Origin of the sequence: Labrys sedimenti, assembly GCF_034424805.1 — a bacterium.
In the GTDB taxonomy this organism is placed as follows: Bacteria; Pseudomonadota; Alphaproteobacteria; order Rhizobiales; family Labraceae; genus Labrys; species Labrys sedimenti.
Genome location: NZ_JAXOUF010000001.1, coordinates 1205216 through 1221420 on the forward strand (window position 1 = coordinate 1205216; position 16205 = coordinate 1221420).

Annotated in this window: 11 protein-coding genes; 7 read left to right on the plus strand and 4 right to left on the minus strand. The window is 60.0% G+C overall.

Going from position 1 to position 16205, the window contains the following annotated elements; genetic code table 11:
- Positions 1-104 precede the first annotated feature (104 nt).
- Together U1R88_RS05825 and U1R88_RS05830 are read left to right on the plus strand one after the other, a co-directional pair.
- Positions 105-413 (plus strand): hypothetical protein, encoded by a 309-nt coding sequence (locus tag U1R88_RS05825; protein ID WP_068295966.1) that lies wholly within the window; start codon positions 105-107, stop codon positions 411-413.
- A gap of 174 nt (positions 414-587) precedes the next feature.
- Positions 588-1343, plus strand: a complete 756-nt coding sequence (locus tag U1R88_RS05830; protein WP_322430375.1) for a 2OG-Fe(II) oxygenase — start codon at positions 588-590, stop codon at positions 1341-1343.
- 47 nt (positions 1344-1390) lie between these two features.
- Here U1R88_RS05830 and U1R88_RS05835 read toward each other — a convergent pair whose 3' ends face one another.
- The gene (locus U1R88_RS05835) at positions 1391-2647 is read right to left on the minus strand and encodes a polysaccharide biosynthesis/export family protein (protein WP_322430516.1); all 1257 of its coding nucleotides are present in this window, start codon (positions 2645-2647) and stop codon (positions 1391-1393) included.
- A 180-nt stretch (positions 2648-2827) separates the two neighbouring features.
- Complete coding sequence (locus tag U1R88_RS05840; protein WP_322430376.1) at positions 2828-3931, minus strand: glycosyltransferase; 1104 nt, start codon at positions 3929-3931, stop codon at positions 2828-2830.
- Between the two features lie 843 nt (positions 3932-4774).
- Between U1R88_RS05840 and U1R88_RS05845 the strand changes: the two genes are divergently transcribed.
- From U1R88_RS05845 to U1R88_RS05860, 4 genes are all read left to right on the plus strand, one after another.
- Complete coding sequence (locus U1R88_RS05845; protein ID WP_425545383.1) at positions 4775-5488, plus strand: sugar transferase; 714 nt, start codon at positions 4775-4777, stop codon at positions 5486-5488.
- Between the two features lie 164 nt (positions 5489-5652).
- Positions 5653-6810: a glycosyltransferase family 4 protein gene (locus U1R88_RS05850; RefSeq protein ID WP_322430378.1), complete on the plus strand. Its 1158-nt coding sequence runs from the start codon at positions 5653-5655 to the stop codon at positions 6808-6810.
- Positions 6811-7151: 341 nt separating this feature from the next.
- Positions 7152-8846, plus strand: a complete 1695-nt coding sequence (locus U1R88_RS05855; RefSeq protein ID WP_322430379.1) for a nucleotide-binding protein — start codon at positions 7152-7154, stop codon at positions 8844-8846.
- A gap of 669 nt (positions 8847-9515) precedes the next feature.
- Positions 9516-10238 carry a response regulator transcription factor gene (locus tag U1R88_RS05860; RefSeq protein WP_322430380.1) on the plus strand — a complete coding sequence of 241 codons (723 nt, stop codon included), beginning with the start codon at positions 9516-9518 and terminating at the stop codon, positions 10236-10238.
- Positions 10239-10397: 159 nt separating this feature from the next.
- Here the strand turns inward: U1R88_RS05860 and U1R88_RS05865 are convergent, their stop codons facing one another.
- Both U1R88_RS05865 and U1R88_RS05870 read right to left on the minus strand, forming a co-directional pair.
- Complete coding sequence (locus U1R88_RS05865; RefSeq protein ID WP_322430381.1) at positions 10398-11372, minus strand: diguanylate cyclase domain-containing protein; 975 nt, start codon at positions 11370-11372, stop codon at positions 10398-10400.
- A complete protein-coding gene (locus U1R88_RS05870; protein ID WP_322430382.1) occupies positions 11369-15931 on the minus strand; it encodes a PAS domain S-box protein in 4563 nt (1520 codons plus the stop codon). Before U1R88_RS05870 ends, U1R88_RS05865 begins: the two co-directional genes overlap by 4 nt.
- Here U1R88_RS05870 and U1R88_RS05875 point away from each other — a divergent pair.
- A complete protein-coding gene (locus U1R88_RS05875) occupies positions 15875-16072 on the plus strand; it encodes a hypothetical protein (RefSeq protein ID WP_322430519.1) in 198 nt (65 codons plus the stop codon). The genes U1R88_RS05870 and U1R88_RS05875 overlap by 57 nt on opposite strands.
- Positions 16073-16205 lie beyond the last annotated feature (133 nt).

The following is a 16205-nucleotide window of genomic DNA, read 5'->3' on the forward strand; positions in this document are numbered from 1 at the left end:
AAATACCCCGCAAATTTGCCGGTCTGCATTTTGAGATCGATTTCATTAAGTTGTGTGAGAGCAATCTACCTTCCATTCGCACGACCCCAGTGAGCTAGGCATCCATGAAAGAGCCGAAAGACCCGGCCATCGCAGCGGCACTCGAATATGAGTTCGCGACGCATGACGCGATGGCCAATCTCAGGGACCGTAGATCCCCGGCAAAGGTCAAGGCCTGCCTCCGCTGGGCCGACGCCCTGCTGCAACTCGAAGCCCTGCCCGAATCCGACCATCGCCGCGCCGGCGATTTTCTGGCCATGCGCGGCAAGATTCCGATCGAGGCCCGCAGGATCATCACCGATGCCATGGTGCGCCTGGATGCCGCTGCCATGGCGGCCGAGTGCCGCTTCGCCAAGACGCAGACCAAGCACTGATCCCGATACATTTGAACCGTCTCCGAACCGCACCGCGCGCCCTCGCACGCGGTGTCGTCGTGTTTGACGGCCTATGATGGGGTGTCGAGGCAGGCAGCAGAGATCGGAATGTCGGCTCGGCCGGGCGGACCTAAAGTCATCGTGAACCCATCATGATGACGAAAGGACGAGCCTATGTCCGGCCTGCCACGCCCCCAGCCTGCTTCCTTGCCTGTTCCAGATGACTATGGCGCCGACCGGATCGCCTCCTATGATTGGCAGGGGCTGACCCGCCAACTCGACGATTATGGTTGCGCCGTGTTGGATGGCCTGCTCTCGCCGGAGGAATGCCGGGGCATCGCCGATCTCTATACGCAGGAGGCGCATTTCCGCAGCCATATCCATATGGCAAGGCATGGCTTTGGCCGCGGCGAATATCGCTACTTCGCCTATCCCCTACCAGCGCTGATCGGTCAGCTCAGAACCGCGCTCTATCCCCGCCTTGCTGCCACCGCCAACGCCTGGAACCGGCGCATGGGCATCGAGACAGGCTATCCGGCGGCCCATGCCGATTTTCTGGAGGCCTGCCATGCGGCCGGCCAAAACCGGCCGACTCCCCTGCTGCTGCAATACGGGCCCGGAGACTTCAACTGCCTCCACCAGGATCTCTATGGCGACCTCGCTTTTCCGATCCAGGTCGCCATTCTGCTTTCGCAACCCGGCCTGGATTTCACCGGCGGCGAGTTCGTGCTTACCGAACAGCGTCCCCGCATGCAGAGCCGGGTCGAGGTCGTGCCCTTGCACCAGGGCGATGCCGTTGCCTTCGCCGTGCACAACCGGCCAGTCCAGGGCAGCAGAGGGTCCTATCGCGTCAATCTACGCCACGGTGTCAGCCGCGTTCGCTCGGGACAGAGGCACACATTGGGCCTCATTTTCCACGACGCCCGATAAGGCTGCACCGGGAAGGCGGCATGCTCCGCCTTCCCGGTGCCTGGCGATCAAGGTTGCGCCGAGGCAGAAGAACGCGGCACGATCTCCTGGCCATTGGGCGCTGCGCCGACGCGATCCACTCTCACCACGTCGCCGGGATAAACCGGGTCCGCTTCGTTCGCCTCGATGGTCTGCGTCTTGTCCCCGACCCGCCGGATGATGGCAAAGGTCAGCTTGCTGTTGATGTTGCCGATCTGGGAGACAACGGCCTGCGGCGCCTGCACCTCGGCGTTGTAGATGAGCCCCTGCGTCGTCGTCGTCTTCTCGGCATTCACCGAGATCTTGCTGCGGACGTCCGAGATCTCGGTCAGAATGTCGTTGCGCCGCTTGTTGTGCAGGTCGACGACATCGCGTTCTGCCTTCGAGATATCCTGCTGCGCACGCAGGATCAGCAGATCGATATCCAGGCGGTTGCTTTCGAATTGCGAGACGTTCTGATCCAGCGCCAGTTTGCGCGAGGCGACGGCCAGCCCCTTGGACACCAGGCCGTTGACGTTATCCAGTTCCTGCTTGGCCAGGTCGAGCTGGCGCTCCAGGGACTGGCTCTTGGCCTTGAGGGATTCGACCTCGGAACCGAGCAGCTTCTTGGTCTGGTTGATCGCATCCTCCTGCGAGCGCAATGCCTGCTTGCGCGCCTCGAACAGGAGCTGCTCCTCCTTCATCATCTGGGCAATCTGCGGCGTGTCGGCCTGGCTCATCAGCTCCTTGGGGAAGGTAATGGTGTCGCTATCCCGCAATTCGGCGTCGAGGCGCGCTTCGCGCGCCAGCAGCCCCAGCCGTTCCACCGCCAGGGTCCGCAGATCGCCGCGATTGACCAGGCTCTCGCGCTGGAAGCTAAGAAGTCCGAAATCGGAGACACGCAGCACGCCCCCCGCCGTACTGATGGCCTGGAGTACTGTGAGGCCGGGCTTGTAGGGATACTGGCCAGGCGTTGTCACCATGCCCAATATGTAGAAAGGCCGGTAGGTCGACACCTCCACCGAGGCATCCGGCCGGTTGGAGAGGCCGATGCTGGCCTGCAGCTTCTCGCCGATCAGGACAGACAGGTCGCCCGTGCTCTTGCCGGCCGCCGGGACCTCGCCGATGAGCGGCAGGGATACGTTGCCGGACGCGCCCACGACGAATTCGCCTGTCAACGCGGCCCATTCATGCACCTCGCTCGAGGAGGCGCGCCAGTCATAGACCCTGATCTTGAGCTTGTCTTCCGGCCCAAGCAGATAGGGCTCGGCCAGCGCCGTCGTCGCAACACCCATCGTGGCAACCACTGCGGTCAACAAGCCTGTCACCAGGCGACGCAGGCTTGCGCGTCGTGATTTGCGGCAAAACGAGGCCCTGTGAAATGCTGAGAAACTCATGAGGTTCAATACCGTCCTTCAATGAACAGGCCTTACGGGAAGGCCTGATCCGGTCTGCTTTGAAATAACGCAGTGATGCAGTCACATCGACTATGCCTGCATGCTTTTTTCATGCACGCGCCGCTCGACATAGGCGCGCATTTTCTCAGTGAAGACTTCCTTGCCGAAACCCGCCGCATGGGCCGTAATCGCCGAGGGGTCGATATCCGTCTTTTCCAGGCGCTCGATCGCATCGATGATGGCTTCCACGCTCTGAGTTTGAAAGAACACCCCGGTCCTGTCGGCAATCACGGTTTCCGTCGCCCCTCCCCGCCCATAGGCGATCACGGGACGCCCGCTGGCCATCGCTTCCACCGGCACGATGCCGAAATCCTCCTCGCCGGGAAACACCAGCGCCCGGCAGCGGGCATAATGGTGCTGCAGTGCGCTGAAGGGCTGCGGTCCCAGGACCGAGACGGTCGGCCCGGCCATGACCTTGACCTTGGCGAACATCTCGCCGCCGCCGATGATGACGAGTTTCCTGCCGGTTCGGTTGAAGGCCTCCACCGCAAGGTCCGGCCGCTTGTAGCTGACCAGTTCGCCCACCATCAGATAATAGTCTTCGAGTTCGGACGTCTCGACGGGGCGAAACGCCGCCGTATCGACGGGTGGGAATATGACATCTGAATCGCGTCGATAATAAGACTGGACGCGGCGAGCCACGGTCTTCGAATTCGACACGAAATGATCGACGCGTGACGCAGAGGCTGCATCCCAGTTGCGAATATAATGCGCGATCGGGGGCATCATCATGCGAGTCAGGAAGCCGCTACGCTCACGGTAGTCGTGGAACATGTTCCAGATATAGCGCATGGGCGAATGACAATAGCAGATATGGACTGCATCCGCCGGCGGAACGATACCCTTGGCTGGTCCGGATTCGCTGCTGATCACCAGATCGTAACCGCGAAGGTCGAGATTCTCGAGAGCCATCGGCATCAGGGGCAAATAGGATTTGTAGAGGCGATGGGCAGCCGGCAGACGGCCGATGAAGGATGTCGACACCTTATGGCGGCGGATCACCGGCGATACGACATCGGGCCGATAGACATGGGTGAAGATGTCGGCCTGCGGAAAAAGCTCGCAAAGCGCTTCGATGACCTTTTCGCCGCCGCGCATGCCGACGAACCAGTAATGTACGATTGCAACTCGCATTGCACCAATTCTTCCTGCGGGCCCCAAGTCGAATGCCCAATTCAAAGCACAAATACAGTTTTCGCAGCTCGCACCAAAGCATTCGGGCGTACGACGAAGGGGGTAATCCGCCCCATCCCGCCGGAGCACGAAACGCCCGGCAAACTGTGACGGGGTGACCGCAAGCCTTGCGGATTAGCACATGCGTTCCGGCCACGATGTGCGTTCTAGCACACATCCCGCCTGGGTGGGCTATTCGGCCATTTTTGGCCTGAAACCCGCCAAATTCCTAGCGAGTCCCCGCAAGACTGCGCTTTCGATACTATCCTTTCTCTCCCTTTGAAGGCCCCCTCCGCGACCATGATGCACTCGCGGCGGTTCCGAAAGCGGGGCGATCCTATTCGAGAGGCTAGGATAGGCTACCTATACACTCCCCCGGGATAGGGAAAAATACGGCGGAGAAGCAGAAAATTAGACCAGCCTACCTTCCAAAGAGACAAGCCTAACTCGTTTCTGCGACGCAACATCCCCCTTTACCTACCTCCTAAACGGTATGAATTTAATCAAACTCTATCCTTTTTGGATAGGGGTATGCCTCCAACTCAACGCAACGGTAGGTACTAACCCCCCCAAATTCCAATAGCCCTAATCCTTGATTTCCAACACGAAATTCAGCAATTCAGGATCAATAAATTCATCCAAATCAAAACACGCTTCGGCTTGTGTTTACAAACGTCGGCAAAAACTTCCAAACGCCGCACCAAGCCCGATTTTGTTTTGGCTGCCGCAGCGCAACATGCTGAACGGCAACTCCACCCGGGATGAATAACATAGCGTAACGCAGCACTCTGACCGAGGCGAGAGATGGAAAACTTGGCTAGCTCGAACAGTCTTAGCCGTATACCCGGCAAGGACGATGCTTCCTTGTTCAAATCAAACAAGCAAAGAAGCGGCCTATCCCTTGAATTGGCAAAGGGAGGCAAGCGCGTGCTCGACATTGTCACTGCCTCAGCTGCACTCGTCTTCCTGCTGCCACTTTTCATGCTGCTGCTTGGTGTGCTGCTCGTCCTTCAGGGCCGGCCGATCTTCATTCGACACAACCGTGTTGGTCGTGGCGGCGCACTCTTTCCGTGTCTCAAGTTCCGCTCGATGGTGACGAACTCGGACGAGGTGCTGCGCGAGCATCTGACCGCCAACAGTGCGGCCCGCCAGGAATGGGAAGAAACCCACAAGCTCAAGAACGATCCGCGCATCACCCCGCTCGGCCAGTTCCTGCGGAAGTCCAGCATCGATGAACTGCCCCAACTCCTCAACGTTATCCGTGGCGACATGAGCCTCGTTGGTCCCCGGCCTATCGTCCGCGACGAAATGGTGCGCTATGGCGCCCATATCGAGGACTATCTGAAGGTACGGCCCGGTCTCACCGGCTTGTGGCAGGTCAGCGGCCGCAGCGACGTGTCCTATCAGCACCGTGTCAGCCTCGATGTCCGCTATGTGCGGGAATGGAGCCTGTGGAGCGACATCGTCATCATCCTGAAGACGATTCCCGCCGTGTTGCGTCCCTCCGGCTCCTATTGAGCTTGGTTCAAGAGTCGGCCGCAGTTCAAGCGATCGAATAACTGTCAGCCTTGCGCCCGAAGCACCACCGACTTCGGGCGTCTTTTTTTGACCGCAGCGGCTTGCTCAGCCACCGTCCCGCACGCTGGTCCTCAGGTCGCTTGCATCGAAAGGGAAGGCCTGCGATGAACGTCGACACATTGCCGCAACCGAGCGCCATTGACCCGGCCTTCGCCTCACGAACTCCTTCGGCAACCATGATCGAGCCGCTTTCCTTTGCGATCAACGGGCGCTTCCTCACCCAACCGGTCACCGGCGTGCAGCGCTATGCGCGGGAAATCACCGCCCATCTAGACGAGCTCCTGCATCAGCAAGGAGCCCGGGCCAGCCTCTATCTGCCTGGCAGCAGTGACGTTCCCGCCTATCGGACCATCCAGACCAGACGGTCCCAGCGCTTGCGCGGGCATTTTTGGGAACAGATGACACTGCCCCTGCTCGATCGCCGCTTCCTGCTGAATTTATGCAATCTGGGACCGGTCGCTCGCAGCAAGCAGATCGTCTGCATCCATGATGCCAATGTCGCCAACATGCCGACGAGCTACAGCCGGGCCTTTCGCGCCGTTTACGGGACGCTCCTGCCCCTGCTCGTCCGGCGCGCCGCCGCGATCACCACGGTCTCGCATTTCTCGGCAGGAGAGCTTGCCCGCCATTTGCCGATCGCTCGCGAAGACATAGTCGTTCTGCCCAATGGTCACGAGCATGTCTTTCGCTGGAACGCATCCCGCTCCTCGATTCGCACCAAGCACCGGTTCGAACGGCCCTACGTCTTCATCATCGGCAGCCGCGCCCGCCACAAGAATGTCGCGATGGTGCTCGATCTCGCACAGGCTCTCGACGAGCGCGGCATCGACATTGTCGTGACTGGCGGCCAATCCAGCATTTTTGCCGCGGAGACACACCAGACTCTTGCGCCGAACGTACGTTTCATGGGTTTCGTCGACGATGACGACCTGGCAGCCTTGCTGCAAGGTGCCTTGTGCCTGCTGTTCCCCTCCTTCACCGAGGGATTCGGCCTGCCGATCGTCGAAGCAATGGCGCTGGGCTGCCCCGTGATCTCATCCGATCGAGCCAGCATGCCGGAAGTGTGCGGCGATGCGGCATTGCTGGCGCCGCCCGACCAACCCGCCGCCTGGCTGCGGCATATCGAGAATCTGGCCGCGTCCGAAACCCTGCGTTCGACGTTCGCCGAACGAGGGCGCAAGCGCATCGAAGCCTATTCGTGGCGGAAATCGGCCCAAGGCTATCTCGACCTCATCCGCGAGAGGCAGTCCGGAAAAGCATGACGTATTCCAGGAAGTCATGCCGTCGCCACAACATGTTTTCAGCGTATGATTTGAGCTTGGCCTGCCCCGAACGGGCGTGAGCCAAACCTTCCACCATCATGACCAATAGTATTGCGAGCCAAGCATTGCGACTTGCCTTCCCTAACTCTATAAGCGCGACATTCGACCTGAACTCTGCATTGCCTGCGCGGAACCACCCGCGCGGCAGCGCTCTGCCTCCAGGCTTTCCGCAATGTGACATGTTCGAGCGCGCTCGAACCGGATCGTTGGGATTGCCCGCGATCCCGTCGTTCCAATGTCGCCCTGTTCATGGATTTTGTTGAAGGTTCGAGGCCGCTGACATGCTCTATCTCAGGCCGCTGAATGATCAGCCCACGAGTTTCGGCTTGCGCGACATCCTTGTCGAGATCATGCGCTATGCCCGCGGCCTGGTGCTGTGGTTCATCCTCTGCGTTGTCGCCGCGATCATCTACATCGTCAGCACCCCGCCGGAATATTACGCAGCTTCCTTCGTGATTCTGGAGCCCAGAAGCTCGTTCTCGAGTTCCCAGGGGGTGGATCCGGGCCTTCTGCAGACCAATCTCGATAATTCGCAGATCGAGAGCCAGATCCAGATCGTGAAGTCCGAACGGGTTCTACGCCTGGTGTTCCAGACGCTGAATCTGCAGAACGATCCCGAATTTGTCGGCCCGCTGCCGGCGCAGGGCGTGACGCCGGATCTGGTCAAACGCCATGATGCAGCCGCCTTCACCACGTTCAGCGACCGCGTCACAGTACGTCGAATCGGGCAATCCCTGGTGCTTGAGATCGGCTATCGCTCAAAATCCGCCTCCAAGGCCGCTTCGATCGCCAATTCGATTACCGCCGCCTTCATCCGCGACCAGATCGATGCCAGGTCGCTATCCATGCAACGCAACAATGAATGGCTGCAAGGGCGCATCGACGAGATCAAGGGACAGCAACAGGCCATCGAGGAAGCGGTACGCAAGGGCGTCCTGCCTGATCGCCAGTTCTCTGCCTCCGACGCCCGTATCATCAGTTCTGCCGCAGAACCCCTTTCGAAGGCCTATCCGCAAACGAAACTGATTCTGCTGCTGGCGGCTTCCTTCTCCCTACTGACGGGTCTCGGCGCGGTCAGTATTTTTCACACGCTCAACCGCACGCTGCGCGCCAAGCGGCACGTGCAGCGCGAGCTCGGTCTCAATTGTATCGGCATCATCCCCTTTGCGACCGACGAGCGCGGCTCCGGCCTGCCGCACAGCCTTGCCGACCTTCGCCGGGATCTGGCCAAGCTGCCGAAAACATTGATTGCCGCGATCAAATCGCTGCGGCTATTCAGGCGGCGCCAAACCGATTCCGGCGACAACTACTTCTCCTACGCCACCTCGAAAGCCGGTACGCTTTCCCCTTTCGCCGAAAGCCTGAGAGCCGTGCGCACGGCGGTCATGGGCAAGGAACAGAATTCCGGCGCGCGTGTGATCGGTATCGCATCGTGTCTGCCCCATGAAGGCAAATCCACCATCGCTGCCAACCTGGCCCATCTGTTTGCCGCGAGCGGCCGCCACACCATGCTGATCGACTGCGATCTGCGCGACGACGCGCTAAGCCGTCACTACGCGCCGGATGCCCGTTATGGCCTGAGCGAAGTCCTGCAACAGCGCGGCAAGCAGATCACCGCCTCCGCGATCAATCTGGTTCCTCGTCTCGACTTCATTCCCGCGAACAGGGCTGGTGGCTCGGTCGATATCGATCTCTTCATCGGTTCATCCGTCATGCAGGAACAACTCAACGCGCTGAACGCCTATGATTGCGTCATTGTCGATCTGCCTGCGATGAGCCTGTCTTCCGACGTCAAGGCGGTGGCACCGCTCCTTGATACGATGATCTTCGTCATCGAAGCGGGCCGTACCACCAGTGACGACGTAACCGAGGCTCTCGATACCTTGCAGCAGGCCAATGGCAAGGTGATGGGCGCCGTGCTCAACAAGGTGCCGAGGCGCGATTGGCCGGTACTCCTGCGCCGCCCGCGCGCCTGAGCTGGCACACCGGATCTATCGGGGTCGTTCCCTCAGCGTTGCATCTTTCGTCAATTCAGAATCGCTACTTTGTCATCCTGCGATCCGGGCCAGCATCCCTCTCGGGGATCCTGCTCGCACGGCCGCAGCAGCAAGAAACGAACTCGCTTGCCGTTTGGCCGATGGATGCCAGCGGTGACGCCATTTGCCATCGCAACCAAGCCAATCGGCTTGCCTATTTACCCCAACGTTCGCCTCCGCCTATTTCGGGGTACCGCCTTCGAGTTAGAGAGTACCTAAATCGGTCCCGACTTTCACTCGCTTCCTATCAACATTGCTAGATTGAATCAGAGCAGAGCTTGCAACATTCTGCAGATGCTCATGATGGCATTGCAGTGCTCTAGACCAAGGAAATACCAGACTGAATCGTCGAGGTGGCGGCAATTCACAAGTCTTTCCTTCGCGGAACATCCTGGTTTTGTCAGGCATGACCAACGGACATCGGTCGAATTCATGATCCCAGGGACGTGTTCTTCATTCTGTCATCCCTGACAGTAGCTGCCTGCATCTTGGACAGAATTCAGTCATACCCTATCCGTTCATACGTTGTGTGAAGTGTACGAATTGAAGCCTAAAAATCTATCTCCCTCGGTGCCCTTGAGGCAGCTTGGTCAATCATATGGCCCCACCATGGTAGTAAACAGTCCACCAGGACAAATAGCTCTTATAAACCATAGGACATTACAGCGCGACTGCATCAGTCGTGTCCTGGCGGTAGAGTTTCCTGACCGAAAAATTTTACCATTCGCTCGCCTGGACGAATGGAATGCTGTTGCGGATGCGCATGAGGAGGTCTCGCTCGTCATCATCTGTGAGGGTGAAGCTCCGAGTGATCTGACCTCGCTGGCTGCAGCAACCGCGCATATGCCCTCAGCCGCGATCATCATCCTATCGGACTCCGAGGACCCAGCCAGTATTTTCAGGGCTCTCGACCTCGGTGTGAAAGGCTACATTCCCAGCACACTCGGTGCCGAGGTCGCCATCGAGGCAACGCGTCTGGTCATCGCCGGGGGTATTTTCGTGCCTGCCGCCAGTCTGATCCGCGCTGCGGCCGAGCCGGCTCTCGCCCGTCAGGAGCAGTCTGGCCGAAACTATCCACGCATTTCCCCCCGCCAATTGTCGATCATCGCTGCGGTCAGTCGCGGCAAGTCCAACGCCGCCATTGCGACGGAGCTCAACCTGCGCGAAAGCACGGTCAAGGTCCATATCCGCAACATCATGAAGAAGTTGAAGGTGAAGAGCCGGACGGCAATTGCGCACAAATCCCGCGATATCCTGCGTGCCGAAGGCTATGAGCTCAACAGCGCATCGGACATGCAGCGCCTCACCTTGGATATCGCCCGGTCCTCCTGACAGGTAGCCATCTTTCTTCACTCCGTCGGAACTGAGAAGGGCATCGGCGGCAGACCCCAATGGCGGCTGTCCGCCTTCAGACGTCAGAGCCGCAGCCTATCGGCGACTGGCTCTGTCCTGCTCTTGCCGTGCTTGTGGCGTCGGTCAGCCAGCACGGCCTCATATCGGTTTTCCCGGCAGCTTTCCTGCCCCGCCCTGTCCCAGCGGAAGGAAGAGGCCTTCCTTTTGTCCCTGCCAGACCAGCACCCGGTTGCGTCCCTGCTGCTTGGCCCGATACAGCAACTTGTCGGCCCGGCCCAACAATGCAGTAGGCTTGTCCGTCTGTGACACGAACGCCACCACCCCGCCGCAGCTGATGGTTACCGCTTCGGCAGTCCGTGACCTGGCATGCGGCAGATCGAGATCGAGCACCGCCTGCCTCAATCTCTCCAGCAGTGGCTCCAGTTCATGGAAACCCGGCAGCAGCATCACGAATTCCTCGCCACCATAACGGGCGACGACGTCGTAGGGGCGGCCGACGGCCCGCGCGAGCGCCTGGGCAATCTGCCGCAGCGCTTCGTCGCCGGCGCCATGACCGTAATGGTCGTTATATTCCTTGAAATGATCGACATCGATCATGGCAACGCTGAGCGGATCGCCGGAACGGACGGCATGCCGCCAGGCCAACTCGAAAGCCTTGTCGAAATAGCGCCGGTTGGCGATCCCGGTCAGGCCGTCTCTTTCGGACAGGCGCTCCAGCTCATTGCGTTGCGCTACCAATTTGAGATGGTTGCGCACGCGGGCCCTGACGATGGCGGGACTGATCGGTTTGAAGACATAGTCGGCGGCGCCTAGCGAAAGCCCACGTTCCTCGTCCTGTTCATCCGTGAGGGCAGTGATGAAGATCACTGCGATATTGGCGGTCCGAGGCTCGGAGCGCAGTCGGCGCAGTACCTCGTAACCGTCCATGCCGGGCATCGAGACATCGAGCAGGATCAAGTCGATGCTTCGTTCGTCCTGCGCACGCTGCAGAGCGGTTGGCCCATCCTTCGCCAGGAGTATTCGACATTCACGCTGCAGCAGCTCTGCCAGTATCGTCCGATTGATCCGGTCATCGTCGACGATCAGCACCGTCTGCGGAAAAACATCACTCACTCTTGAGATCTTTCAAACACCCGTTGTTCCAGATCGGCGTTCAATTGCCGCAATAGGGTTTCCGCTTCAACCAGTTCAAGTTCCTCGAAATGGCTCAGGATCGCTCTTGCTCTTTCGACTTCGATGGTTCCGGAGAGCTCGGCGATAACCTCATCCAGAATGGCATATGCGGCATAGTCACCGCTTTGCAACAAAGGCTTTGCGGCTGCGATGAGGTCAAGAACCTTGCGCAGACCGCCGCGCACCGGCCCTGACCTTCCGGCTGTAGTTTGTGCTGCAATACGATCGATCTGGCTAAGCAGCAATGCCAGATCGTTCCGGAACGCGGGAAGAAGAAGCCGGACCTCATCAAGGTCCCCATCGCGAGAAATCTCCTCGATATTAGCTGCGGCCGCACACAATTCATGGGCATCCAGATAGGAGGCAGCCCCTCTGACGGCGTGCGCCAGTGCCGCAACGGCTGCGACATCCCCTCGCAATGCCGCCTGATCAAGCTGCGTGGGAGCTTCTCTGAAATCGCGAACGAACCCTTGTAGCAGGCGTTGCAATCGCTCGCGGCTATTGCCCAGGCGTTTCTGGGCCGCAGATAGATCCACGCCGCTCATTGACGCGAAAATATCCCCCGAAACAGGCCCTTCCGTCATGTCGGGTGTCTCGTTTTCGGAATCCTGTGCGAAGGAGGACGCAGGAAGCAATTCCATCAATGTCCGGTAGAGGGCCAATTCGTCGATCGGCTTGGTCAGATGCGCGTTCATGCCTGCCGCGAGACTGGCTTCGCGATCCTTCGTGAGGGCCTGAGCGGTCAAGGCAATCAGGGGCAGACAAGCCCAGCGCTCTTGTGCGCGAATCCTGCGTGTGGCGGTCAGGCCATCCATTTCAGGCATGTGGACGTCCATCAGGACGGCGTCGTAGGCCGCCGTTTCCAGCTTGTCCAGGGCGTCGCGACCATTCACTGCGGTGTCCACGTGCATGCCGGCCAATTGCAGGAAGTCGCCGACGACCTCCCGATTGAAGGCATTGTCGTCCACGACCAGAATGCGCCGGCCCGCGAGTGCCACCCGGATCTCGTCCTGCGCCTGCGGCGGCAAGATCTCGCCCGCCTCCTCGCCAAGAACGCCAGAGGTCCCGTTCGCGGCATCGTGAAAGACCCCGACGATGGTGTTGAACATCACCGACACGGTGACCGGCTTGACGAGCACGCCGTGCAGACCGAGCTGCTCGGCTCGTCGAAGCACCTCTTCACGACCATAGGCCGTCACCATCAGAACGGCCGGCGTGCTCTTGAGCCTTGCATCGGTCTTGATCCGCGCCGCGGTTTCCAACCCGTCCATTTCAGGCATGCGCCAATCCATCAGAACGACTTCGAAGGGCCGTCTCTCCTCGCGGGCCTGGCTCAGCGCCGCCAATGCGGCCTTGCCGGAATCGACGACATGGCTCTCCATGCCGAAATCATGCACCATCCCTGCCAGTGTTTCGCGGGCGCTGGCATTGTCATCGACGATCAGGACTCTTTTGCCCTTCAATTCCCCCGAACGCAGAGTCCCCTCATAGGGGGCGGCGCGCCGGGGTGACCTGAGCTCGACCGTGAAATAGAAGGTGCTGCCCTTGCCCAGAGTGCTCGACACCCAGATTTGCCCGTCCATGCCTTCGACGAGGCGTTTGCAGATGGCCAGCCCGAGGCCCGTGCCGCCATATTTGCGCGAGACATGCCTCTCCGCCTGGGCAAAAGCCTGGAACAAGCCGGAGACCTGATCGGCGCCGAGGCCGATCCCGGTATCCTGCACGGCAAATTGCAGCCGTACGGCGTTTGAGGCATCCGCCTGTCTGGCGTCGACCGACACCACGATTTCACCCTTATGGGTGAATTTGACGGCATTGTTTACCAGATTGATCAGCACCTGGCCGAGCCGGAGCGAATCGCCGACAAGGCGGGAAGGCACATCCGGCGCCACGGCGTAGATGATCTCGATGCCCTTCTCCTCGGCTTTCATGGCGGTCACGGCGGAGACTGATTCAAGCACGGCCTCCAGCCTGAATTCGCTTTCCTCCAGCTCGAGCTTGCCCGCTTCGATCTTTGAGTAGTCGAGAATATCGTTGAGGATGGAGGTCAGCGTTTGTGCCGATGCGCTGATCTTGTCGAGATAGTTGCGCTGCTTGGGGTCCCGCTCGGCCTGGAGTGCCAGCCGGGTCATGCCGAGCACCGTGTTCATGGGCGTGCGGATTTCGTGGCTCATCACCGCCAGGAACTCGCCCTTGGCTGCCTGGGCAGCTTCTGCGGCCTTGCGAGCCTGGATCAGAGCCTGGGCCGTGCGCCGCTCCTCGGTGACATCCTGGTTGATGCCCAGCGCGCGCAATACCGAGCCGTCATCGGCACGAAAGACCTCGGCCTGGCCTCGAATGTGCCGGATGGCGCCATCGGGAAGCACGATCCTGAATTCGCTCTCGAATGTGCCCGTCCTGGCGATGGCCTCCTGCCATTGTGTCAGCACCCGGTCGACGTCGTCGGGATGGAGCAACGAAAGCCAGCGCTCGAGGCTGCCGTCGAAAGCGTCGTGCTCCAGCCCGTAGAGCACATACATCTGGTCATCCCAGATATATTTCTGGTCCCGGGCATTCATGTCCCATATGCCCACGCCACCGACCTTGATCGCAAGCTCCATACGCTCCTTGAGGGCAACGATGAGATCCTCGGCCTGCTTGCGGGCGGTGATGTCCTGCATGACACCGTCCCAGATCACCGTGCCATCGGCCTGGTAGCGGGGAGCGGAACGGCAGTGGAGCCAGAGAATTCTGCCATCGCGCGTGCGGGATCTGAACTGGCAGTCGAAGACACTGCCACGCGAGAGCGAATCTTCGAGCAATGCGTTGTAGCGCGGCAGATCGTCTTCATGGATCGTTTGAACGAAGGCCCCTCGCCGTTCCATGATCTCGCTGGCCGGCACGCCGGTCAGCGCCAGGATGCCGGCGCTCACATAAGGCAGCGACAATTTTCCGTCGGGCGTCTGCACCAGGCGATAGACGGCCCCATGCGGCAGGTTGTCGACAAGGGAGCTGAGCTGGGCTTCCAGTTCCTTGCTCTCCGTGAGGTCGCGCATGAGCCAGATGGCATGATCGCCAACCTGGGTTGCCGCCACTTCCACCAGGCGCGGCGCTCCGTCCTTGCGGAAAAAGCCAGACTGACCGGTGCGATAGGGCCGGGCGGCCCGATCACCGCTCGAATCGGAGACAAGAGCCTCAAATAGATCGCGACCGAAAAGCCGCGACCACGCATCAAAAATCGACAGCTCTTCCCTATGGTACCCGGTGAGTTCTTCGGCAGCACGGTTGACCAGGATCCCGTCATCGGTCACGAAAGCGGCTCCGATCGGCAGGTTTTCCATCATCTCTGACAACCACCGGACGCGCGCCGACAATTCCATTTCGATCTGCTTGCGCGCGGTAATGTCGGTGTGGGTTCCGATGATGCGCAGAGGCGAACCATCCTCGTCGCGCTCGATGGCCTTGCCGCGATCGAGAATCGTGCGCCACGATCCGTCCTTGGCCCTCATGCGCAGCTCAATGACGAAGTCCGGAGCCACGCCGCTCATGTGCCGTTCCACTGCCGCCCAACTCGCCTGCAGGTCGTCCGGATGGATGCGATCGATGAATTCTTTGAGTGTAGGCTCGATTTCGTTCTCGGCATGACCCAGCATTGCCTTCCACTGCCGAGAGTAGAAGACATTCCCGGTACGCAGGTCCCAATCCCACAATCCGTCGCCCGCACCATTGAGCGCAAATTCCCAGCGCGCCTCGCTATGGCGCAAAGCCGTCTCCGTGGCACGGACATCCGTCATGTCGCGAGAAACACCGATCAAGCCGATTACGTCGCCATTCTCGTCGCGCCTTGGAACCTTGGTCACGAAGAAATGGCGCCTGGTGCCGTTGACGACGAAGGTTTCCTCCATGGTCACGACCTTGCCGCGCGCCATGATCTCCCGATCGGTCCGCAGGATGCGGGCCGCATTTTCCGGATCGATCACGGCCGCAAGATCCCGCTCCAGAATTTCCGACGCAGGCCGCCCCAGGAAACGGGCCGTCGCCTGGTTGAGCATCACGAAGCGGCCTTCTAGATCCTTCAGGAAAATGGCATCCGTGGTACCATCGAAAACCGTCTGCAGTAGATCGGTGGTCTTGCGCAGTTCGGCCGTGCGCTCAGCAACCCTGACCTCGAGCTCGGCGTTGTGCCGGCGATTGGCATTCTCGGCCTCGACCCGCTCGCTGATGTCGCGCACGGTGGCAAAGAAGGTCTTCCGAGCCTGATAGAGATGGCAGGAAAGCCGAACCTCGACCGGGAAAACCGAACCATCCTTGCGGCGATGCCTGGCATAAAGTGTCGTCGCAACGCCCGGCTCGGCCTCGGCCCACACACGCCTCGCCCATGCCTGATCGAAGTCCTCGACGATGTCGGGCACCGACATCCGCAAGAGTTCCTCCCTGGTGAAGCCAGTGCTGAGGGTTACGTGATGGTTGACGTCGAGGAATCTTCCCTGATCGTCGTGGACGAAGAAATCGTCAGCCACGTGTTCGATCAGCAAGCTGAAACGATTGTCGCCAAGACGCTTTTCGGTTTCTATCCGTTTGCCGTCGCGCTGCACTTCACTCCCGCTGAGGAAGAGCAGCCTTACATCATGCTCGATCTCGTTCCGGAAACGGATGAGTAGGCGCTGGTAGGTTGGCGAGACCCCTGCCTCACCTTGTTTTTGAACCACCAGCGCGCCAAAGATCTCTCCCTTCGGCCCTCGGATCGGAGCGCCGAGGAAAGTCTGCCCTGCCGCGATTTCGATGACAGTTCCT